Source organism: Agrobacterium sp. DSM 25558 (assembly GCF_900100825.1).
Classification (GTDB): Bacteria; Pseudomonadota; Alphaproteobacteria; order Rhizobiales; family Rhizobiaceae; genus Agrobacterium.
This window is the reverse complement of record NZ_FMUD01000004.1, coordinates 71,997-93,804: the sequence shown is the minus strand read 5'-3', so window position 1 is coordinate 93,804 and position 21,808 is coordinate 71,997. Positions and strand designations below refer to the sequence as shown.

Annotated in this window: 18 protein-coding genes; 7 read left to right on the top strand and 11 right to left on the bottom strand. The window is 57.4% G+C overall.

Annotated elements, in window-relative coordinates; translation table 11 throughout:
• Window positions 1–10 precede the first annotated feature (10 nt).
• A complete protein-coding gene (locus tag DSM25558_RS05365) occupies window positions 11–772 on the top strand; it encodes an amino acid ABC transporter ATP-binding protein (RefSeq protein WP_077102533.1) in 762 nt (253 codons plus the stop codon).
• A gap of 45 nt (window positions 773–817) precedes the next feature.
• Window positions 818–1,687, top strand: a complete 870-nt coding sequence (locus DSM25558_RS05360) for a shikimate dehydrogenase (protein ID WP_077102531.1) — start codon at window positions 818–820, stop codon at window positions 1,685–1,687.
• A gap of 21 nt (window positions 1,688–1,708) precedes the next feature.
• Here the strand turns inward: DSM25558_RS05360 and DSM25558_RS05355 are convergent, their stop codons facing one another.
• On the bottom strand, window positions 1,709–2,404 hold the full coding sequence (locus DSM25558_RS05355) for a TetR/AcrR family transcriptional regulator (protein ID WP_077102819.1): 696 nt from the start codon (window positions 2,402–2,404) through the stop codon (window positions 1,709–1,711).
• A 121-nt stretch (window positions 2,405–2,525) separates the two neighbouring features.
• Between DSM25558_RS05355 and DSM25558_RS05350 the strand changes: the two genes are divergently transcribed.
• On the top strand, window positions 2,526–4,424 hold the full coding sequence (locus tag DSM25558_RS05350; protein WP_077102817.1) for a bifunctional sugar phosphate isomerase/epimerase/4-hydroxyphenylpyruvate dioxygenase family protein: 1,899 nt from the start codon (window positions 2,526–2,528) through the stop codon (window positions 4,422–4,424).
• A 6-nt stretch (window positions 4,425–4,430) separates the two neighbouring features.
• On the opposite strand, the gene DSM25558_RS05345 is transcribed toward DSM25558_RS05350, so the two are convergent.
• The 6 genes from DSM25558_RS05345 to DSM25558_RS05320 form a co-directional block, all read right to left on the bottom strand.
• Window positions 4,431–5,705, bottom strand: a complete 1,275-nt coding sequence (locus DSM25558_RS05345; protein ID WP_244554122.1) for a glucoamylase family protein — start codon at window positions 5,703–5,705, stop codon at window positions 4,431–4,433.
• Window positions 5,706–5,811: 106 nt separating this feature from the next.
• Complete coding sequence (locus DSM25558_RS05340) at window positions 5,812–7,539, bottom strand: acetyl/propionyl/methylcrotonyl-CoA carboxylase subunit alpha (protein WP_077102529.1); 1,728 nt, start codon at window positions 7,537–7,539, stop codon at window positions 5,812–5,814.
• Window positions 7,536–9,155 (bottom strand): 5-oxoprolinase subunit B/C family protein, encoded by a 1,620-nt coding sequence (locus DSM25558_RS05335; RefSeq protein ID WP_077102527.1) that lies wholly within the window; start codon window positions 9,153–9,155, stop codon window positions 7,536–7,538. Before DSM25558_RS05335 ends, DSM25558_RS05340 begins: the two co-directional genes overlap by 4 nt.
• Window positions 9,156–9,162: 7 nt before the next feature.
• Complete coding sequence (locus DSM25558_RS05330) at window positions 9,163–9,972, bottom strand: putative hydro-lyase (protein WP_077102525.1); 810 nt, start codon at window positions 9,970–9,972, stop codon at window positions 9,163–9,165.
• Window positions 9,973–9,981: 9 nt separating this feature from the next.
• A complete protein-coding gene (locus DSM25558_RS05325; protein WP_077102523.1) occupies window positions 9,982–10,749 on the bottom strand; it encodes a LamB/YcsF family protein in 768 nt (255 codons plus the stop codon).
• 15 nt (window positions 10,750–10,764) lie between these two features.
• Entirely contained in the window at window positions 10,765–12,021 is a 1,257-nt protein-coding gene (locus tag DSM25558_RS05320) for an NRAMP family divalent metal transporter (RefSeq protein WP_077102522.1), read from the bottom strand.
• 260 nt (window positions 12,022–12,281) lie between these two features.
• On the opposite strand from DSM25558_RS05320, the gene DSM25558_RS05315 reads away from it, so the two are divergent.
• From DSM25558_RS05315 to DSM25558_RS05305, 3 genes are all read left to right on the top strand, one after another.
• Complete coding sequence (locus DSM25558_RS05315; protein ID WP_077102520.1) at window positions 12,282–12,929, top strand: GntR family transcriptional regulator; 648 nt, start codon at window positions 12,282–12,284, stop codon at window positions 12,927–12,929.
• Between the two features lie 134 nt (window positions 12,930–13,063).
• Window positions 13,064–13,939, top strand: coding sequence for a pyridoxal kinase PdxY (gene pdxY, locus DSM25558_RS05310; RefSeq protein WP_077102518.1), 876 nt, complete (start codon window positions 13,064–13,066; stop codon window positions 13,937–13,939).
• A gap of 75 nt (window positions 13,940–14,014) precedes the next feature.
• Window positions 14,015–14,656, top strand: coding sequence for a carbonic anhydrase (locus DSM25558_RS05305; RefSeq protein WP_077102516.1), 642 nt, complete (start codon window positions 14,015–14,017; stop codon window positions 14,654–14,656).
• A gap of 25 nt (window positions 14,657–14,681) precedes the next feature.
• Here DSM25558_RS05305 and DSM25558_RS05300 read toward each other — a convergent pair whose 3' ends face one another.
• Window positions 14,682–15,497 carry a lytic murein transglycosylase gene (locus DSM25558_RS05300; RefSeq protein WP_103586155.1) on the bottom strand — a complete coding sequence of 272 codons (816 nt, stop codon included), beginning with the start codon at window positions 15,495–15,497 and terminating at the stop codon, window positions 14,682–14,684.
• A gap of 198 nt (window positions 15,498–15,695) precedes the next feature.
• Entirely contained in the window at window positions 15,696–16,730 is a 1,035-nt protein-coding gene (locus tag DSM25558_RS05295; protein ID WP_077102514.1) for an aspartate-semialdehyde dehydrogenase, read from the bottom strand.
• Between the two features lie 504 nt (window positions 16,731–17,234).
• On the opposite strand from DSM25558_RS05295, the gene DSM25558_RS05285 reads away from it, so the two are divergent.
• Entirely contained in the window at window positions 17,235–19,121 is a 1,887-nt protein-coding gene (locus DSM25558_RS05285; protein ID WP_077102510.1) for an MFS transporter, read from the top strand.
• A 67-nt stretch (window positions 19,122–19,188) separates the two neighbouring features.
• On the opposite strand, the gene DSM25558_RS05280 is transcribed toward DSM25558_RS05285, so the two are convergent.
• A complete protein-coding gene (locus DSM25558_RS05280; RefSeq protein WP_077102508.1) occupies window positions 19,189–20,595 on the bottom strand; it encodes a mannitol dehydrogenase family protein in 1,407 nt (468 codons plus the stop codon).
• A 5-nt stretch (window positions 20,596–20,600) separates the two neighbouring features.
• Entirely contained in the window at window positions 20,601–21,797 is a 1,197-nt protein-coding gene (uxuA, locus tag DSM25558_RS05275; RefSeq protein ID WP_077102506.1) for a mannonate dehydratase, read from the bottom strand.
• Window positions 21,798–21,808: the final 11 nt, after the last annotated feature.

Here is a 21,808-nt window from a genome sequence, read left to right as displayed (position 1 = left end):
GGAGGCCACCATGCCGCAAACCACCGCCGCACAGGTTCCGCTCATCGCCCTTGAAGGGGTGGAAAAGTGGTATGGAGCCTTTCATGCGTTGAAAAACATCAACCTCACGGTTCGCAAAGGCGAGAAGATCGTTCTTTGCGGCCCGTCCGGTTCCGGCAAATCCACGCTGATCCGCTGCATCAACCATCTGGAGGAAATCCGGGAGGGTAAGATCACTGTCGAGGGGACCACGCTCACCTCTTCCGCCAGCGCCATCGACACGGTGCGGCGCGAAGTGGGCATGGTGTTTCAGAACTTCAATTTGTTTCCCCACAAGACCATTCTTGAGAACTGCACGCTCGCACCCATGCGGGTGAAGGGCCTGTCGAAAGCCGATGCGGAGAAAACCGCACGCAAATATCTGGAGCGCGTCCGCATTCAGGATCAGGCGGAGAAATATCCGGCACAGCTATCCGGCGGTCAGCAACAACGTGCCGCCATTGCGCGCGCTTTGTGCATGGAGCCGAAAGCCATGTTGTTCGATGAACCCACATCCGCGCTCGACCCGGAAATGGTCAAGGAAGTGCTGGATACTATGATCGGACTGGCGCGCGACGGCATGACGATGATCTGCGTCACCCATGAAATGGGTTTTGCACGACAGGTGGCCGACCGCGTGGTGTTCATGGCGTCCAGTGAAATCATCGAGGAAGCGCCGCCGGAAGAGTTCTTCCGCAATCCACAACATCAGCGAACCCGCACCTTCCTGGGCGAAATCCTCGCCCATCACTAAGTTGCCTTCCCTTTCGTCGTTTCGCCCCATGAGTAATGCCCAGCCATGACAGACAAGACATCTTTGAAAGTCGGCCTGATCGGTGCCGACATCCAGCTTTCCAAAACCCCCGCCATGCACATGCGGGAAGGTGCAGCGCATGGGCTCGACTATTCCTACGAGTTGATGGACATCAACGGTAGGGGACTGTCGGAGAGCGCTTTGCCTGCTCTGCTGGATGAGGCGGAAGCGAGAGGTTTTGCTGGCGTCAACATTACCCACCCTTTCAAGCAGCTGGTTATTCCGCTCCTTGATGACCTGTCGGATGATGCGCGCATGCTGGGTGCCGTCAATACCGTCGTCTTCCGCGATGGGAAACGAACCGGCCATAATACGGACTGGTACGGCTTTTACGAAAGCTTCAAGCGGGGATTGCCGGATGCCAAGCGGGACCGCGCGCTGTTGATCGGTGCTGGTGGTGCAGGTGTCGCGGTTGCCCATGCAGCGCTGAAATTGGAAATCACTCGTCTCGATATCTACGATCAGGATGTGAAACGCGCCGAGCAATTGGCAGATAAACTAAACGCACGCTTTGGCGATGGCCGGGCTTTTGCGGTCGATGCCCCTGAAAGCTCAATGCCACACACGGATGGTTTGATCCACGCAACGCCGATGGGTATGCCCGCTCATCCCGGCATGCCGGTGCGTGGTGAATTGATCGAGCCCCGCCACTGGGTGGCCGACATCGTCTACATGCCATTGGTCACCGCTCTGCTGGCCGCGGCCATGTCCAAAGGTTGCCAGACGCTGCCCGGCGGCGGCATGGCCGTTTTTCAAGCAGTGGGTGCCTTCCGGCTGTTTTCCGGCCAAGAGCCAGATCCGGTTCGCATGAGTGCACATTTCAACGAGCTCTGCGCCGATGAGAATGTGGCATGAAAGGCGTGACATCAAATGTCGTCAATCGCCGACAGTGTCGGTATCCCTGATATGATCGACACGAAGCACGTAGCGCAAAACCATATCGGCGACATGCTTCGACAGAGCTTCCTGCCCCTCGTCAGTAAACAGGCTGTTGCCGAAAATGAACGAGAAGGTGGCCGCATTCGAGACGTTGAAGAAGGACAGAGCGCTGATTTGCCAGTGCAGTTCGAGGGCATCGATGCCTTTGCGGAAAACACCCTGCTGCTGACCACGCGCCAGCACGTTTTCCAGCGCTTCGATCGCCGGGCGGTTCAACTGCCTAATCGTTTCGGAGGCCTGCATGTGCCGACCGTGGTGAACGTTCTCGATCATGACCATTCGGATGAAAGCGGGATGGCGGCGATGGTGATCGAAGGTGAAACGACAGAGCTTGTCCAGCGCAGCCAAAGGCTCCATACCATCAAGTTCCAGGTCGCTTTCGCCGCCACGCACCCTGGCATAGGCCTCCTCAAGCACCTGCTGGTAGAGCCCCTCCTTATCGCCGTAATAATAGTAGATCATGCGCTTGGACGTGCGCGTGCGCGCCGCAATTTCATCGATACGCGCGCCAGACAGGCCGTTTTGCGAAAACTCGTCCATGGCGACGGAAAGAATGTCGCGGCGCACGCCTTCAGGGTCGCGCTTCGTCTGCCGCGTCGCGCTGGTATTGTTCGAATTCGCGGCCTTTGTCATCGTCCACCCATCAGCGCTCAGCCCATCCCAAACCGAAGCCGTCATTATTAACCAATCAGTACATAACACTGGAAAGGAAGGCAATATGGTCATCCATGGCACAGAGCAGCAAAAGCTGCCGATGCGGACCTCCATCGCAACCGTTTCCATCAGCGGTGAATTTCCCGAAAAACTTTCCGCCATCGCAAAAGCGGGATTTGCAGGCGTTGAAATTTTCGAGAATGATTTTCTGACCTATGACGCGTCGCCGCGCGAGGTGCGTGAAATGGTTCGCGATCACGGCCTCGAAATCACGCTGTTCCAGCCATTTCGCGACTTCGAAGGCATGCCTGACCATCACCGGCAACGTGCGTTCGAACGCGCAGAGCGCAAATTCGACATCATGGGCGAGCTCGGCACCGACCTGATGCTGATATGCTCCAACGTCTCGCAGATTTCGCTCGGTGGCGTGGATCGCGCGGCAGCCGACTTCAATGAACTGGGAGAGCGGGCCGCCAAGCACGGACTTCGTGTCGGCTATGAGGCTCTTGCCTGGGGACGCCACATCAGCGACCACCGCGATGCGTGGGAAGTCGTTCGCCGCGCCGATCATAAGAATGTCGGCATCATCCTCGACAGCTTTCATACCCTGTCGCGTAAAATCGATCCAAATTCGATCCGCTCCATTCCCGGCGATAAGATCTTTATCGTTCAGCTGGCGGACGCGCCCCTCTTCGACATGGACCTGCTCTATTGGAGCCGTCATTTCCGCAACATGCCAGGTGAAGGCGATCTGCCGGTTGTCGAATTCATGCGGGCTGTCGCCGCAACCGGCTATTGCGGCCCACTTTCGCTGGAAATCTTCAACGACCAGTTCCGTGGTGGTTCTGCCAGACTGCTTGCTGAAGACGGCCACCGCTCACTCATCAACCTGATGGATCAGGTGAAGCGTCAGGAGCCGGATATCCGCATCGGGGTGCCAGAAATGCCAAATCCCGTCGAGACGACGGGCGTGGAGTTCGTGGAATTTACGACGGGGCAAACCGAAAAAACAGGCCTCGAAAAACTGCTCACTACGCTTGGCTTCAACAAGTCCGCCCGCCACTGCAACCGCGAGGTCGAGCTTTACACACAGGGCGACATCCGCATCGTCATCAACACAGATAGTACCGGCGACAGCTTCGCCGGCGCGTCCTATTCCGTTCATGGCACCAACGCCTATGCCTTCGGCCTCAAGGTCGAGGACGCGAATGCGGCAATGGAGCGAGCAGCAGCTTTGGGTGCTCCCACCTTCTTCGAGCCGCGCAAAAGCGGCGAGGCATCTATTCCCGCCATCCAGGGCGTCGGCAATGGTGTGATCTATTTCCTCGATGATACTCCGGCCTTATCTTCGATCTGGAAAAACGAATTCGTGCCTCTTGCCTCCGATGCACCTGCGAATGCCGGACTAACGCGGATCGATCACCTTGCGCAAACGACGCGCTATGATGAGATGCTGACTTGGCTGCTGTTCTACACCTCGATATTCTCGATGCGCCGAACACCGATGGTCGATGTGGTGGAACCCGGTGGGCTCGTTCGCAGCCAGGCAATCGAAAGCCGCCCCAAACCCGACTTTCGACTGACCATGAATGGGGCGGACAATCGCAAGACCTTTGCCGGCAAATTTCTGGCAGAAGGCTTCGGCACCAGCATCCAGCACATCGCGTTCTCGACCGATGATATTTTTGCGACGGCGAGACAACTTCAAAGTCTGGGTTTTCTGGCACTGCCGATTTCGCGCAATTATTATGACGATCTGGAAGCACGTTTCGGGCTTGAGCCGGAATTGTCGGATACGCTTCGCGCCTTCAGCATCCTCTATGACCGCGACGACAATGGCGAATATTTCCAGATTTACAGCCAGACCTTCGGGGAGGGTTTCTTCTTTGAAATCGTGGAACGGCGCGGCCAGTATAATGGCTATGGCGCTATGAATGCACCGTTCCGCATCGGCGCGCAACGGCGACTGCTGCGCCCGGAAGGCATGCCGCGCGACTGAGCCCCATCAGACGCGGTCTTGTATGCTTGCCGTTGTAAAGCCTAGCCGATCGAGACCGCGTTGAACTTCTGGTGCGCCCATGAACAAAGACCACAACAGCCCGGAGCGGTAATTCTCCATCATTGCCACGATCGGCCCCTGATCGATGGCCAGATGGGTCTTGGCGGTCCAGCCTGTGCCGGGCGAGAACGCATCCAAGAAGCCGTATCTGCCTATGAGCTTACCATCTCCGTAGCGCAGAAAGGCACGCGCTGCATCTGTCGCCTCCTCCGGGCAAACCGGAAAACTCGACAGGGCAGCAGTCGGCGAAATCACGTCGTTATCCTGCGTCGGAGAGTGTACACTGTAACCCTTGGGACCATCGCTGGCTGTCATGCCCCACAGATCAGTTTCGGGATATCTGGACTGGCAGTAGTCGTAATTGATCCGTGTATGTGCTTTAACTTGCTGCCAGTAATTCCCGTAACGATCAGACAACTGTCTGGGATCAAGGCCGCAGAACGAATATTGCGACAAAAAGAGAGGGCCGCCGAAGGGTTCTCCCAATGGCAGAACCGTTCCTAGATAAGTGTTGCCATTGACCATGGCACCGGCGCGCGCCCAACCTTGATGGTAATGAACGGGTTCGATGGAATGGTGTTGTGCACCTGTGGCCAGCACATAACATACCAGCGCCTCGTTCCAGCCGCTGATCGCGATGTCAAAACACCACCTGTGTTTCGGGCTCCAGTGCCACCAAAGCGGTCCATCTTCACCTTTGGTGTACCAGTCCCATTCAACACCCTCGATCAAATCCTGAGCGAGGGTGCGAAACCTGGTTTCGGCCAAAGTTTGACGAGAGAAATATTGTCGCGCGCAAATCAGACCCTGCAAGAGAAAAGCCGTTTCCACAAGATCGCCGCCATCATCCTTCGGCCCGAATGGAATAACCTCGCTTGTGTCGCCATGCAGGAAATGCGCAAAGGCACCGTGAAAGCGTTTGGCCTTGTGCAACGCTCCAACCATCGTCGTGACACGATCAAGCGCTTGATCACGTGTTATCCAATGGCGCTCCGCACCAACGATGATGGCCAGGAATGAAAATCCAGTGCCTGAAACCGAGGCGATCTCGTTTATCGATTCGCCATCGGAGCTCAGACGGTCTCTGGCCAATCCTGAAACGGGATGACTGCCCAGCCAGAAATACTCGAATGTTCTATATTGAATGTTTTCAATATCTTCGGGGAACGAGCGGTGAATGGAGAGTGATTGCGCGTCGCGGTGGTTGCTCTCGGAATCCAAAATGCTATCCAGTTTTTCTTTCGCCGTGCATCCTAGCCGAAAAAATCTGGCAATTTAATAGCATTTGTTGATCGGCTGAGATTGTTGCCTCAGCCGATAACGCCCATTAGCTTTCGAAGACAAACACGGTGTCGCCAGCCTGAAGATAATCGCCTTCCTTAACGCCCAAGCGAACCTTGCCGGATTTCGGCGCAACCAGCTGCGTTTCCATTTTCATGGCTTCCATGACGGCGACCAGATCACCCTCCGATACCGTGTCACCATCCTTGACTTTGAAAGATTGTAGTGTGCCGGAAACAGGTGCCAAAATACCGTCCACCGGTGGCTTGGTCGAGGCTGCCGGGGAAGCGGAACCCGTCCCGGCACCGCTGAAGCCGGCGAGCAACACATGCGGCAGGCCAACGGCCACGCGCTTGCCGTCGATTTCCAACCACGTGCGCGTCATTGACGCATCATCTGCCGGAGCGGGGCGCTCCATCGCATCCGGCATGTCAGCGAAATCGGTCTCGATCCAGCGGGTGTGAACCTTGAACCCATCGGTACCGATGAAGTCTCCGGTGTCGATTGCGGCGCGATGGAACGGCAGGACCGTGGCAATGCCTTCGATGCGGAATTCCTTCAGCGCACGGCGGGCGCGACGCAACACCTGATCACGATCCACGCCCGTAACGATGAGCTTTGCCATCAGCGAGTCGAAAACGCCGGGGATGGTCGAGCCGGACACAACACCGCTATCCAGACGGATGCCGGGGCCGGATGGCGGATCGAAAGCGGTGATCGCGCCGGGGGTCGGCAGAAAGCCGCGACCTGGATCTTCGGCATTGATGCGGAATTCCATCGAATGGCCGCACGGCTCCGGCGTTTCCAAACTGCGCAGCGGCTGGCCTTCCGCAACGCGGAACTGCTCGATCACGAGATCGATACCCGTAGTCTCTTCGGTAACGGGGTGTTCCACCTGGAGGCGTGTGTTGACTTCAAGGAAGGAAATCGTGCCGTCGACACCTAGGAGAAACTCCACCGTACCCGCACCGGAGTAACCCGCCGCCGCACAGATTGCCTTGGCGGAATCATGGATTTTTTGACGTTGTTCAGGCGTCAGGAAAGGGGCTGGCGCTTCTTCGATGAGTTTCTGGTTTCGACGCTGCAACGAGCAGTCACGGGTGCCAAGGACAACGACATTGCCATGCTTGTCTGCGATGACCTGCGCTTCGATGTGGCGCGGGCGATCCAGAAAACGTTCGAGGAAACATTCGCCGCGTCCAAAGGCAGCTGTGGCTTCACGCACGGCGGATTCGTAGAGATCGGCGATCTCTTCCATTTTCCACGCGACCTTGATGCCGCGCCCGCCACCACCATGCGCCGCCTTGATGGCAACCGGCAGGCCGTGTTGTTCTGCAAAGGCAATCACCTCAGCCGATGTCGAAACCGGACCATCGCTGCCGGCAACGAGAGGCGCGCCGACGCTGGTGGCGATGCGCCGTGCTTCGACCTTGTCGCCCAGAACCTTGATGACATCAGGATCAGGGCCGATCCAGATCAGTCCCGCATCGATAACGGCCTGCGCAAATTCCGCACGCTCCGACAGGAAGCCATAACCGGGGTGAACCGCATCGGCACCGGAACGCTTGGCAATGGCAATCAGCTTGTCGATATCGAGATAGGTTTCAGCAGGGCGAACGCCCTCCAGCCCATAGGCCTCATCGGCCAGACGCACGAACAGCGCATCCTGATCCGGATCGGCATAGACGGCCACGGACCCGATATCATAGTCACGGCAGGCACGGATGATACGCACCGCGATCTCGCCACGATTGGCGATCAGCACTTTCTTCATGGTTTGTCTCCCGAAAATTCTCTGTTCTTGACCGCCGGAATCTCAGTGAAAGGCCCAAGCGGGCGAAACTGGATTTTGGCGTTGATCGGTATCTGGCCCGCAAGATCAAGGTGATATTCCGCAACCGCCCCGATGACGGGGTACCCGCCCGTTAGCGGATGATCTGCGAGAAACAGCACCGGTTGACCGCTGTGTGGAATCTGGATTGCGCCGTTGGCCGTGCCTTCGCTCGGCAGTTCTGCGCTATCCTTGCGCTCCACCGGCACCTCGCCTGCAAGCCGAATGCCGACGCGGCTGGACTGCGGCGTGACCTGCCAGAGCTGGCTCGTCAGCGTCTCAAGACCCTTTTGTGTAAACCAGTCCGTGCGCGGACCACAGACGATATCAAGCGTGACGACTTCCCCTGCTTTCGGCAGATCGAAGGCTGGCACCTCGTCGATGGAGACGCTGGAAAGACCGGTTTTCTCGTCGCGCAGATTGACCACCGAACCAGCAAAGACACTCTCCGGCCCAACGACGGCCAGCGTATCGGTTGCAGCGCTCCCCAAAACCGGCGCAACGTCGAAACCGCCACGGACAGCGAGATAACAGCGCATGCCAGCGGAAGGATTGCTAAATGTCACGACATCACCGGGCTCCAGAGAGATCGGCGCGTAGGGGTTTGCCTCGAAGCTATATTCTTCGGACTTGATGGTGATAACGCAAGATGCGCCTGCCACTCCGATTACGGTTCGACTAGAACTCTTGAAAGAAAAGCCGCCCAGTGTGAGTTCCAGGCATGGGGTATTGGCCGGGTTGCCGACGATGCGGTTTGCGGTGTTGAAAGCCGAACGATCGAGAGCGCCAGATGCGGAAACGCCCTGCCCCGTTTGCCCGTATCGGCCAAGGTCTTGAAAAACGGCGGGCATAGGTGCTGCCAGCACTTCGAAATGGGCAGCATCTTTGTTTATCACGGCCTTGGGGGCAGCAGGTTTTACTGCGGGCACATCGATACTGCGTCCCGCCTTGTCCATATCAAAGAAGCGAACGCGATACCCGGGCTGGAACAGTGCGCCCGGGTCCCGCTCTATATCCCACATTTTCAAAGGCGTGGTGCCGAGGATTTGCCAGCCGCCGGGGCTGTTTTGCGGGTAAACGCCGCTGAAAGCACCGGCAAGCGCAACCGAGCCGATGGGAATGCGCGTACGCGGGCTTTGGCGCCGTGGCACATGCAGCGCTGGATCACCGCCCACCAGATAACCGAAGCCGGGGGCAAAACCACAAAAGGCAACGGTGAATTCGCTGTCCGTATGACGACGAATGACCTCTTCGACACTGAGTCCCGTTAGTTCGGCAACGTCGGCCAGATCCTCGCCATCATAACGTACCGGAATTTCGACCAGCTTGTCGGATGGCGCGATCTTAGCAGACAAATCGCGCGTGGCGATTTCAGCCGCCAGAGCCTCTGCCCTGATGCTCTCCGGGCGAAAACGGATCATCAGCGTGCGGGCCGCCGGAACCGTCTCCTCGATACCGTCGATAGGGTGGGCTTCAAGCGATGCGAAGAGCGCAAGCGTCTGATCGAGATCGGCGAGTTCCACCAGAATGGTCGTGAGGCTGACGGGTAAGAAGCGCATCTTTTCCTCACGCATGATAGGCAGAATCGGGAATGTCGGTGATGAACATATGGCCGGGAGAATGGGTGATGGCAAAGGGCACGCCCGATGCCATGACTGCCGCCTGCGGGGTTACTCCGCACGCCCAGAACACCGGGACTTCGCCGGGTTCGATCCGCACCGCATCACCGAAATCCGGCTTGGCAAGATCGGCAATGCCGATTTCTGCCGGGGAGCCGACATGCATCGGTGACCCATGCACGGCGGGAAAGCGACCGGAAATCGTCGCCGCGTCCGCTACCCGCGAGGCGGGGATGGGACGCATGGAAACGACCATATTGCCCTTCAACCGACCCGCCGGACGACAGGGCTGGTTGGTGAGGTACATCGGTACATTGCACTTGTCCGTCATATGGCGGATTTCGATGCCCGCTTCCACCATCGGTGTCTCGAAGGTGAAGCTGCAGCCGATGAGAAAAGCGACGAGATCATCTCGTTCCGCCCAAGCGCTGGTCGCATCCGCGGTTTCCTCGACCAGCTTTCCATCCCGCCAGATGCGGTAGAGCGGCAGATCGGTGCGAAGATCGGCACCGGGGGCAAGCAAAGTTGTCGGCACGCCGGGATCGGACACATCGAGCACCGGGCAAGGCTTCGGGTTACGCTGCGCGTAAAGCAGGAAATCGAAGGCCCAGTCGCGCGGCAGCACAATCATATTGGCCTGCGTAAAACCGGGCGCGATGCCTGATGTGGGCGCGACCAGACCGTTGCGGTAATCGGCGCGCGCCTTGCGGGCGGCTGTCGCATCCGTGTGATTGAGGTAGGATGTCGGGATCGTCATGGACGCTCCTTATGTGCTGGACGCGAAAGAACGGATATCGATGCCTTCGGCTTCGAACCGCTGCCTGATTTGCTGGGCAATGGCAACCGCACCGGGGCTATCGCCATGAACGCAGATGGATTGCGCTTCGATCTTGATGATGCTTCCATCGATGGCTTCGAGCGTGCCTTCACGGGCAAGCTGCACCATACGGGCTGCGATCTTCTCCGCATCATGCAGCACGGCACCAGCCTCGCGGCGGGAAACGAGCTGGCCTTCCGGCGTATAGGCGCGGTCGGCAAAGGCTTCCGCCACCACCGACATGCCAGATGTGCGGGCAAGGTCGAGAATAGGCGCATTGGCAAGTCCCATCAGCACCAGCGATGGGTCGATGGCCTTGATGCCGTCGATCACCGCCTGGCCTTGGCGCACATCATTGGCGACGCGGTTGTAGAGCGCGCCATGCGGCTTGACGTAACGCACCCTGGTTCCGGCCGCGGCTGCAATGCCTTGCAGCGCACCGATCTGGTAGATGACATCGGCAATCAGTTCTTCCGACGTCACATCCATGTCGCGCCGGCCGAAGCCGACGCGGTCGGGATAGGAGACATGGGCTCCAACGACGACACCGTTTTCGGCGGCGGCTTTGACCGTGCGGTAGATGCCCGAGGGATCACCCGCATGGAAACCGCAGGCAATGTTGGCGCTGGAAACGACCGACAACATCGCGCTGTCATCTCCCATGCTCCATGCGCCGTAGCTTTCGCCAAGATCACTGTTCAGATCGATGGAGGCCATGTCTCTCTCCCTGTTTTAGTAGCCGAGCAATGCGAAGATCGCACCGGCGGATTTGTAGGCCATATACCACGTCAGGCAGCAGGTCAGCGCACCCAGGATCAACAACCAGCGCGGATAGTGGTAGCCGTGCATGAGATCGGACCGCTTCCAGGCCGCATACAGCAGAATGGAAAGGCCGATGGGCAGGACAAGACCGTTCAGACCACCGACGAAGACAAGCATGGCGGCGGGCGGCGTGGTGATGAGGATATAGGCGATCAGCGAAATACCGATAAAGGCGACCGTTGAAAGGTTGCGCTGACGTTCTGTCATCTCTGGCTTGAAAGCTGTCAGGAACGACACGGACGTATAGGCCGCGCCGATGATGCTCGTCATAGCCGATGCAAGGAACACTGCGCCGAACAGGCGGAAACCAATATCGCCAGCCGCAGCATGGAAAGCTTGCGCCGCAGGGTTTGCACTTTTCCCAGAAAGGTCAATGACCGTGCCACTGGCAACGACGCCGAGAATGGCGAGGAACAAAATGTAGCGCAAAACACCAGTGATCGCGATGCCGCTCATGGCTGCCCGGTTGACGGCACCAAGGTTTTCCACACCAACCGTTCCACGGTCCAGCAAACGGTGAGCACCAGCATAAGTGATGTAACCGCCAACCGTGCCGCCAACGATGGTCGTGATCGTCAGGAAATCAATCGTATCGGGCATGAATGTCTGTTTAAAAGCTGCTGCGACTGGAGGTCCCGAAACGATGGCTGCGTATACGATCAAGGCCAGCTTGATGAAGGCGGCAACGAAGACCACACGGTCCATGGCGATGCCGGCGCGGCGCGACAGGAAGATGCCGATGGCAACAACCGCACCGATGACGCCGCCGATCTTGGGGTCAAGATCGATCATGGCGTTAAAGCCAAGTCCCGCGCCGCCGATGTTACCGACGTTGAAGAACAGACCACCGATGATGACGAGGACCGCAAGCAGATAACCCGAACCCGGAATGGCCGCGTTGGCAATAGCAGGTGCACGCATGCGGGTAATGGTGACGATGCGCCAGATGTTGGCCTGAACGACGAAATCGATCAGGATGGAAATGAGAATGGCGAAAGCAAAGGCTGCGCCGAGCTTGACGGTGAAGGTCGCAGTCTGGGTGATGAAGCCAGGCCCCACCGCCGACATCGACATCAGGAACATGGCGGAAAGGAGCGCATATCGCTGCTTCTTTGATTTCTGCGCAGCCGTCTCCACGCTCGCCACCTGTGGCTCACTCTCATTCATGGATTTTCTCCTATCACGCTCCGCCCCTCGCGGATGCTTTGGACCGATCTTGGCGGCATCTACAAAATTGTCAATATTGTTGAACAATAAAATTATATCGTTCTTTCAATTTGCGTAATCTTTGGCGCTTATGGACTAAAAATAAGCACGATTTTTACCTGCGACGCTCAATATTTGTGATATTGCCAGCTTCATCGACGGTGCACGGGACACCGCGCCTCAAAGATGGACTGCGAATGAGTTCCCAGGAAGAGAATGTCATGACGGAATCCCTGCCGCTTGCGGATCGCGTGGCCAGAGATATTCGCGATCTTCTGATTACCGGCGCCCTGACGCCAGGGCAACGAATATCCGAAGCGGCGTTCAGCGAGCGTCTGGATGTATCGCGCAACTCCCTGCGGGAAGCCTTCCGGCTTTTGACCAAAGACGGCCTGCTGCGACACGAAGCCAATCGCGGCGTTTTCGTCTCCACGCCCAGCACGGATCAGATCATAGATATCTACCGGGTCCGACGCATGCTGGAGTGTGGCGCGCTGCGTCAGGCGTGGCCCAAACATCCGGCAACATCGAACATGCGTGAGGCGGTTGAATACGCCAAGTCGCAACGCGATCAACGCCAGTGGCGGGAAGTCGGTAGCGCCAATATGAGGTTTCACGCCGCCGTGGTCGACTTGTCGGACAGCAGCCGGCTCAGCGATTTCTATGCCCGCGTCGCTGCCGAGCTTCGTCTCAGCTTCGGGCTGTTGAACGACCCGGAGCAGTTGCATTCCCCTTTCGTCGACATGAACGAGCAGATTCTCAATCTTGTCGAAAAGGGTCAGGTGACAGAGGCAGCGACCCAGATGGAGCTTTATCTGACCCTTTCCGAACGCACCGTGCTGAAGGCACTGGAACGCGCCGCGAAATAAACCAAGCCAGTTGCGCATGGTGATACCACACATAGCAGTGGAAAGCGGCGGCACGATGTGCCATGACGGACCGATCACGCAGTCGATGGCGTCAAGTGGAAGCCGTTGCTGCTACCAAGTTGAATGAGTACGCCATGCAGGACAACACAAACGGCTCCGTCATCGTCATCTCCAGCCACGTCATGCGCGGCTCCGTCGGCAACAGGGCGGTTGTTTTCGGGCTCGAGACGCTGGGCTTTCCCGTTTGGGCCGTTCCGACCATCGTTATGCCCTGGCATCCCGGCCATGGCCCATCAACGCGACTGCGGTTCGACAACACCGAATTCGATAAGGCCATGCAGGATTTGGCGGGTTCCAAATGGTCGGGAGAGGTGCGGGCCATCCTTACCGGTTATTTTGGCAGCGCCGATCAGGTACGATCCGTCGCCCGCCTCATCCGCACCATGAAAGAAGCCAATCCGGATCTCATCTATCTCTGCGATCCCGTCATGGGCGACAAGGGCGGATTGTATGTGCCGATTGAAACGGCGGAAGCCATCCGTGACGAGCTCGTTCCACTGGCCACCGTTTCGACGCCCAACCGCTATGAACTGGCCTGGATGAGCGGCGCGGAACTTGAGACCAACAATGAGATCATGGACGCGGCTCTGGCACTCGGGCCACCGAAGATGCTGGTAACATCCGCTGTACCGATGATGGCGGGTGGCATTGGCAATCTGTTTTTAAGTGGACGCCACGCGCTTCTGGCCGAGCATCGCTCAATCGACAATGTCCCTAATGGCCTTGGCGATCTTCTCTCTGCCCTTTTCCTTGCTCGGTTGTTGCAGGGCATGGATGATGAAAGGGCGCTACAATTGGCGACCGCAAGTGTGTTCGAGGTGCTGGCGCGCACCATGAAACGTGGGTTGAACGAACTGACCCTTGAAACCGATGCGTCGAGCCTTTCCACACCCATGGCCATGGTGCAGATGCGTCATCTCTTGCATCCTATGCGCAGCAAGCGCAAATAGCGGCTGAAAGATGAATTTTTCAACGCGCTGGGCTCGTTTAGAGCTAAGCCTCAAGCATAGCGGTACCGCGATATCATGAAAGATTTTCCAGACTACCTCCTCAAAGGCTATAAGAACTTCATGGACGGGCGTTACACGGATGAGCGCGAACGCTACCGCGCACTGGCGGACACCGGCCAAAAGCCACAGACCCTCATCATTGCCTGTTGTGACTCCCGTTCCGCACCGGAAACCATCTTTGACTGTGGGCCGGGAGAACTCTTCGTCATGAGAAACGTGGCCAACATGGTGCCGCCATACGAGCCAGACGGGCAGTACCACGCTACGTCCGCTGCCATTGAATATGCCGTGCAGGTGTTGAAGGTCAAAGATATCGTGGTTATGGGCCACGGCCGCTGCGGCGGCATTCAGGCTGCACTCGACCCTAATCTCGAGCCACTGTCTCCCGGTGATTTCATCGGCAAATGGATGAACATGGTCAAATCGGCTGCCGAGCAAATCCAGAGCAACGACGTCATGACGGCAGGCGAGCGGCAGACAGCCTTGGAGAGGGTGTCCATTCGCAACTCCATCAGCAACCTGCGCGCATTTCCCTTTGTCAGGGCGCAGGAAACCGCGGGCAAGGTAAAGCTGCACGGTGCATGGTTTGATATTTCGACCGGCGAATTGTGGGTGATGGACAGCAAAACGGGCGACTTTCGCCGCCCGGAAGTTTGATCAACCTTGAAATCCGGCGGCCAGATTATTGGCCGTCGATAGCCTTGCCGATATAGGCGATGGCCTGCTGGTAGACGCTTGCAGCGTTCCAGCCCTGAATGGCGGCGAAGTTCGTCTGGCCTTGCTGGTATCCAGCACCGCGCTGCCAGCCATGACCAACGAGAAAATTCGCGGTTGAGGCGAGAGCATCGGCACGCGAACCGACGAGATCAATGCGACCGTTGCGGTCGAAATCGACGCCGTAACGGACGACGTTCAGAGGCAAGAACTGTGTCTGGCCGATTTCGCCGTGGGCGGCCCCCTTGGCCGTTACGCTCAAATTGCCGCTGCCAACCAGTTTCAAAGCCGCATAAAGCTGTTCTGTGAAGTAGTCCGAGCGACGGCAGTCATAGGATAGGGTTGCGACGGCAGACAGCGTATGCTGATTGCCCATGAAACCGCCAAAGCCGGTTTCCATGCCCCAGATCGCCAGAAGCGGACCGGCGGGAACGCCATAGGCGCGTTCGATATTGGCAAACAGGGCCGCGTTGTTTTTCTTCATGGCCTTGCCCCGCGAGATGATCGCCTGACCGCCGCGCTTTTGCATGAACTGGTCGAAGGAAAGCTTGAAGCTGTGCTGGCCACGGTCTGCGCTGATTGTCGGCCTGTTATAGGATACATTCGAGAATGCGCGATCGAGAACGGAAGCGCTGACGCCACGACCTGCCGCCTCCTGTTTGAACGCGCCGACCCAGGCGTCAAAGCCTGCCGATGTGTTACCGCACTGCGCCGCCAGAACCGGTGTAGCCGCAAATGCGGCAACCATGACTGCGCCAACGGAAAAAGCTTTTAGTGCCCGCATCAGAATCTGCCTTCAATATGTCTTGGGATCATGCCCTAACTCGGTCACCACTTGACTGAGACGTCGTTGGTATTCAACCTGCCTGTCGATATCATAACCGGCAAATAAACTGCCCGTGATAAGCAACTCAGCTGAAAAACCCGTCCGTTCCCACAGTGGAATAGACGGGTTATAGTTAATATTTGTTAAAAAACAGTATCAAGCTGCCTCTTTGCGTGGCTTGATAAGGCCGCGATTGATCAAAAGCTCGGCAATCTGAATGGCGTTGAGGGCTGCACCCTTGCGCAGATTGTCGGAAACCACCCAAATATTCAGGCCGTTTTCAACCGTCGCATCCTCGCGGATACGCGAGATATAGGTCGCGTCTTCGCCAGCGCATTCGACCGGGGTGATGTAGCCACCGTCTTCATGCTTGTCGATAACGAGGCAGCCGGGAGCTTCACGCAGGATATCGCGAGCCTGATCTGCCGTGATTTCGTTTTCGAATTCGATGTTGACCGATTCCGAATGGCCGATGAAAACAGGAACGCGCACGGCCGTGCAGGTGACCTTGATCTTCGGGTCCAGCATCTTTTTGGTTTCGGCCAGAACCTTCCACTCTTCCTTCGTGTAGCCGTCTTCCATGAACACATCGATGTGCGGAATGACGTTGAAGGCGATACGCTTGGTGAACTTCTTGGTTTCGACAGGATCGGCGACGAAGACGGCACGCGTCTGCTGGAACAGTTCGTCCATGCCTTCCTTGCCCGCACCTGACACCGACTGGTAGGTGGAGACGACGACGCGCTTGATCTTGGCCGCATCATGCAAAGGCTTCAAGGCAACGACGAGCTGCGCTGTCGAGCAATTGGGGTTTGCGATGATGTTGCGCTTGCGGAAACCTTCGATGGCGTCGGCGTTGACCTCAGGCACGATCAATGGAACGTCTTGATCATAGCGCCATGCGGACGAGTTATCGATGACGACGCAGCCCTGCGCACCGATCTTTGGCGACCACTTCTTGGAAATATCGCCACCGGCAGACATCAGGCAGATATCGGTATCGGAGAAATCGTAGTTCTCCATATTGGAGACCTTGAGTGTGTGGTCGCCATAGGACACTTCAGTGCCTTGGCTACGGGCCGATGCCAATGCAACGACCTCATCTGCCGGAAACCCGCGCTCAGCGAGAATATTGAGCATTTCGCGACCGACATTGCCGGTGGCGCCTGCGATTGCAACTTTGAAACCCATGATTAAGCTCTCTTTCTGCCTCTCCTCGTTTCTGGTGAGGGGGAACCCGCAAGTCGGCGGCTTCCTTCTTCCCCGACCATACCGGGGAGAGAGCGGCGGGCCAGAGACGTCAGACGGTTTTAATCGTCGTTTTGGCCGTAATTCGGATGGAGTGGGCAAGGCACGAACGAGCACCGGCAAATCCTGCCGGGTTCTGCATGACAACCATGTCGTGGACATGTCTTATCAAAATCGTGCTCCTTTTCGTGGCAAAGCTATTATGGTGTTTCGATTTTCTGTCAAGCGCAAACCGGTCTGAATTTCGTCGCGTTGCGCGCAAAGCTGCCATCACCTCAAACATTTCACACAGACAACATTAGACTAAAGTCATAAGCCGAAAGCATTGCTCTTCCTTTCGTTAATTTTCTGTCACTCTGCGGTCAGGTGCATCGCACTGTCAGGGCAGCTCGTGGGAGAACAGAGCTGCATGCGATGTGTCATTTTATTATCTGTGGAGGACAGAGAATGGCGAATGCAGCAATCGCGGGCAACGAAAAGGCCCGCCCCATGACCGGTGAGGAGAAGAAGGTGATTTTCGCCTCTTCTCTCGGAACAGTCTTCGAATGGTATGATTTCTATCTGTATGGCTCTCTGGCCATCTATATCGGCGCGAACTTCTTTAGTCAGTATCCGGAAACGACGCGCAACATCTTTGCCCTTCTTGCCTTTGCTGCGGGCTTTCTCGTTCGCCCGTTCGGCGCACTCGTGTTCGGTCGACTGGGTGACCTCGTCGGCCGCAAATACACCTTCCTCGTCACCATTCTGATCATGGGTTTTTCAACCTTCCTGGTCGGCGTTCTGCCAAATGCATCGCAGATCGGTATCGCGGCACCGATCATCCTCATCCTCCTGCGCATGTTGCAGGGCCTGGCCCTTGGCGGCGAATATGGCGGTGCGGCGACATACGTGGCCGAACATGCGCCCAATGGCCGTCGCGGCTATTACACGTCATGGATCCAGACAACAGCGACGCTCGGTCTCTTCCTGTCCCTCGTCGTCATTCTCGGCGTGCAATTTGCGGTGGGTCGTGAAGCCTTTGCCGATTGGGGCTGGCGCATTCCGTTCCTACTATCCGTCATTCTCCTTGGCGTCTCCGTCTGGATTCGTCTGAAAATGAGCGAGTCGCCTGCCTTCAAGAAAATGAAGGAAGAGGGCAAGACCTCCAAGGCACCATTGAGCGAAGCTTTCGGTCAGTGGAAAAATGCCAAGATCGCTATCATCGCGCTTGTCGGTGCTGTCATCGGTCAGGCCGTGGTCTGGTACACCGGCCAGTTCTACGCCTTGTTCTTCCTGCAGAGTATTCTGAAGGTGGACGGCCAGTCGGCCAACATCATGGTCGCCTGCGCTCTTCTGCTTGGTACGGGCTTCTTCGTGCTGTTCGGCTGGCTTTCCGACAAAATCGGCCGCAAGCCGATCATCATGGCGGGCCTCGTTCTGGCCATGCTGACCTACTTCCCGCTGTTCAAGGCACTGACATGGGCTGGTAATCCTGCACTGGCCCAGGCGCAGGCTTCGGTTCGCGCAACCGTCACCGCGGCACCGGGAGATTGCCGCTTCCAGTTCAACCCAACCGGCACAGCGAAGTTCACCACCTCCTGCGATATCGCCACGTCGTTCCTGACCAGAAACTCAGTGCCCTATGATGTCGTAGATGGCCCTGCTGGCCAGCCAGCGACGGTGAAGATCGGTGACAAGACAATCACCAGCTATGATGCCGCCGCAGCCGGTGCGAATGCGGCAGCAACCGACCGTACCTTCCAAAAGCAGGTCAACATTGCGCTTCACGATGGCGGCTATCCGCTCGTGCGTGGTGCGGCTCAAGTGCCAGCTGCCAAGCTTGATGGTTTCATTGCAGCAAACCCGGAACTTGGCCTGAACGCAGACGCGGTGCGTGCCACGCCCGCCAAAACGGTGCCAGCCGACAAGTTGGTGGCAGACAAGTTGCTGACGCCCGCCGAGTTGAATGGTGCAACCGAGATGGCCGTCTACACGGTCGCTGGCGGCGGCGCCTTTACCATGGTCGCTGATCCAGCCGCCGTGAACTGGATCGGTATCATCGCGGTTCTCACCGTTCTCGTTATCTACGTGACGATGGTCTATGGCCCGATTGCCGCGCTGCTGGTCGAAATGTTTCCGACCCGCATCCGCTACTCTGGCATGTCCTTGCCGTATCACATCGGTAACGGCTGGTTCGGCGGACTTCTCCCCGCAACTGCATTCGCCATGAGTGCTGCCAAGGGTGATATCTATTACGGCCTCTGGTATCCGATCATCTTTGCAGGCATCACGCTGGTTGTCGGCTTGCTGTTCCTGCCGGAAACCAAGGATCGCGACATCCACAAAATGGAATAGCTCACCCAATGAAACAAAAAACCCGGCGAGATTTCGCCGGGTTTTTTGTTGCTCACCTGCCCTAAAATCAGAGGGCAAATTTTGCCAACTCGCGATTGACCAAGTCCCGCCAGCTGCGATTCTTCACCAGTTCCGCCAGGAACAATCCCTCTATAGCGAAGAACGGCGCGGAAGGATCGGTATTGTCGACATGCTTGGCTGCTGCCAGTATTTCCGATTTGCGAGGGTCGTTGAGGTCCCCACGCTTGTGAATGGATGCAATCCACACCGCCACAACATAGGCGAACTCGGTGGCATCTTTACCCGCGGCCAAGGCTTCCACAGTGGCAGCCAGAATGCGCTGGGGCAGCTTTTGGCTGGTGTCCATGGCGATCTGTTCATTGCGGTGGGCAATAGTTGGGTTTGAGAAGCGCTCGAGCAATTCGTTTCGGTAAAACGGAAGATCGATGCCGGGAACCGGTGCCAGCGTACTGGCAGCAGCCTCCATGTGCCGTTTCACCTTCTCAACGAACTCCGGCACAGCCATGACATCCCGCACGAATTCCAGATTGTTCAGAATGCCCAAATGCGCAATCAGCGTATGCGAGCCATTCAGCAATCGAAGCTTCATGTTTTCATAGGGCTCGACAGACTGCGCAAAGACCGCTCCCGCGGCTTCCCATTGAGGACGACCCGATACGAAGTCGTCTTCGATCACCCATTGCAAAAACGGCTCTGTCTCAATGGCAAGCCGGTCTTCAACACCCAGCATGCGGGCTGCGCGCGCCCTCGTTTCATCGGTCGCCGCTGGCACAATTCGGTCCACCATGCTGCACGGGAACTTGCCTTCCTTGCCAATCCACCGTGCCAGTTCCGGATCACGTCGCTCTGCCATGTCAAGCACCAGACGACGCACCACATGGCCATTGGATGGCAGGTTATCGCAGCACAGCACCGTGAAGGGTAAAAGTCCACCTTCCCGGCGTCGGCTAAGACCTTCCACCAGAAAGCCGATTGCTCCGACCGGCGCGTGCGGATTGGCCATATCGGCCACAACAGAAGGATGCTTGAGGTCCAGCCCGCCCGTTACCGGGTCCAGTCCGTAAGCCTTTTCGCTGACGGTCAGGGTGACGACCCGAATACCGGAGCTGGCGAGATAATTGAGAACATCCTCGCCGCGGTCAGCGGCACAAAGCCAGTCTACCGTCGCGCCGATCACCTCAGCACGGTCGCCCTCGGCGTTGCGGACGATGACGGAATAGAGGCCATCCTGGTCGGCCAATGCTTGAACCGGTTCTGGTGAGCGCAGATTGACGGCGACGATACCCCAGGGACCAAAGCTTTGCTCAAGGGCTTTTTGCGTGAACACAGCCTGATGGGCGCGGTGAAAAGCCCCCAAGCCGATATGTACGATACCAGGCTTCAAGGCCTTGCGATCATAGGCGGGACCGACAACGCTTTCCGGCAGGATCGTGGAGGAAGATAGTCTGTCCATGGCTACTATACTCGACCGTATTGTGGATGAAGAAGAGCACGCTCTATTCCGCGCAGTTCGGCCAGACCCTTCAGGCGGCCGATAGCTGGATAACCGGGCTGTGCGCCACGCGTCAGGTCATCCAGGATTTCCTGTCCGTGATCCGGGCGCATGGCGATGCGATGGTCGTCGCGACCTTCCGCCCGTCTGCGCTTTTCCTCGTCCAGCAACGCTGCGATAACGGCGACCATATCGGTAGCCCCCTCAAGATGCTCATCCTCGAAAAATGAGCAAGGTACGGTATCGGTATCACGCGTCACGTTGCGCAAGTGGACGAAATGGATGCGGTCGGCAAAGGACTTGGCGATCAGCGGCAGGTCGTTATCCTTATGCGCACCGAGAGAGCCGGTACACAGAGTGACACCGTTTGCGCGACTACCCACCTGCCCCAGCATATACGCGTAATCGGCCTGCGTTGAGAGAATGCGCGGCAAGCCCAGCAGCGGCCAAGGCGGATCATCGCCATGCGCGCAGATATTGATCCCCACCTCTTCTGCGACAGGCACGACCTCAGATAGAAAATCCACCAGATTGGCTTGCAGCCTCAGACGATCCACACCCTGATAGGTCCGCAATTTTGCCAGAAGCTGGTCCAGCGTGTAGCCATCCGCCGAACCGGGAAGACCAGCGCCGATATTGAGCCCGAGAGCGATGATCTTCGTATCGGGCATCTCGGAAAAGCGTTTGGCGGCCTCCTCCACCAGCCAATCCGGGTAATCCGCCTTGGCATCCGGACGTTTGAGGATGTGGATGTCGAAAGCAGCGAAATCGGTCAGATCGAACCGCATGGCTTTTGCGCCATGGCGTGTTTCCCAGCGCAGATCGGTCCGCGTCCAGTCAAGAACCGGCATGAAGTTGTAGCAAACGGTGCGGATGCCGCTGGCCGACAAGCGGCGCAACGTTTCCTGCCAATTGGCGATGTGGGATTTCCAGTCTCCCGTCTGGGTCTTGATATCTTCGGAAACCGGAACGCTTTCGACAACGTCCCAGTAAAGACCGCCCGCCTTGATGGCGTCGTGGCGCTTGGCAATTTCATCGACAGGCCAGACGGCACCGGTTTCAATGTGATGCAGCGCGCTGACAATGCCCTCTGCACCGGCTTGAGCGGCGTCCCTGACCGTTACCTTGTCCACCGGTCCAAACCAGCGCCATGTATGTTTCATCGTTAAGTCCT

Excerpts from the sequence above, each read along its gene's own strand:
- DSM25558_RS05365 (WP_077102533.1), top strand. The coding sequence starts at position 11 with ATGCCGCAAACCACCGCCGCACAGGTTCCGCTCATCGCCCTTGAAGGG.
- DSM25558_RS05360 (WP_077102531.1), top strand. The coding sequence starts at position 818 with ATGACAGACAAGACATCTTTGAAAGTCGGCCTGATCGGTGCCGACATC.
- DSM25558_RS05355 (WP_077102819.1), bottom strand. The coding sequence starts at position 2,404 with ATGACAAAGGCCGCGAATTCGAACAATACCAGCGCGACGCGGCAGACG.
- DSM25558_RS05350 (WP_077102817.1), top strand. The coding sequence starts at position 2,526 with ATGCGGACCTCCATCGCAACCGTTTCCATCAGCGGTGAATTTCCCGAA.
- DSM25558_RS05340 (WP_077102529.1), bottom strand. The coding sequence starts at position 7,539 with ATGAAGAAAGTGCTGATCGCCAATCGTGGCGAGATCGCGGTGCGTATC.
- DSM25558_RS05335 (WP_077102527.1), bottom strand. The coding sequence starts at position 9,155 with ATGCGCTTCTTACCCGTCAGCCTCACGACCATTCTGGTGGAACTCGCC.
- DSM25558_RS05330 (WP_077102525.1), bottom strand. The coding sequence starts at position 9,972 with ATGACGATCCCGACATCCTACCTCAATCACACGGATGCGACAGCCGCC.
- DSM25558_RS05325 (WP_077102523.1), bottom strand. The coding sequence starts at position 10,749 with ATGGCCTCCATCGATCTGAACAGTGATCTTGGCGAAAGCTACGGCGCA.
- DSM25558_RS05320 (WP_077102522.1), bottom strand. The coding sequence starts at position 12,021 with ATGAATGAGAGTGAGCCACAGGTGGCGAGCGTGGAGACGGCTGCGCAG.
- DSM25558_RS05315 (WP_077102520.1), top strand. The coding sequence starts at position 12,282 with ATGACGGAATCCCTGCCGCTTGCGGATCGCGTGGCCAGAGATATTCGC.
- pdxY (WP_077102518.1), top strand. The coding sequence starts at position 13,064 with ATGCAGGACAACACAAACGGCTCCGTCATCGTCATCTCCAGCCACGTC.
- DSM25558_RS05305 (WP_077102516.1), top strand. The coding sequence starts at position 14,015 with ATGAAAGATTTTCCAGACTACCTCCTCAAAGGCTATAAGAACTTCATG.
- DSM25558_RS05300 (WP_103586155.1), bottom strand. The coding sequence starts at position 15,497 with ATGCGGGCACTAAAAGCTTTTTCCGTTGGCGCAGTCATGGTTGCCGCA.
- DSM25558_RS05295 (WP_077102514.1), bottom strand. The coding sequence starts at position 16,730 with ATGGGTTTCAAAGTTGCAATCGCAGGCGCCACCGGCAATGTCGGTCGC.
- DSM25558_RS05285 (WP_077102510.1), top strand. The coding sequence starts at position 17,235 with ATGGCGAATGCAGCAATCGCGGGCAACGAAAAGGCCCGCCCCATGACC.
- DSM25558_RS05280 (WP_077102508.1), bottom strand. The coding sequence starts at position 20,595 with ATGGACAGACTATCTTCCTCCACGATCCTGCCGGAAAGCGTTGTCGGT.
- uxuA (WP_077102506.1), bottom strand. The coding sequence starts at position 21,797 with ATGAAACATACATGGCGCTGGTTTGGACCGGTGGACAAGGTAACGGTC.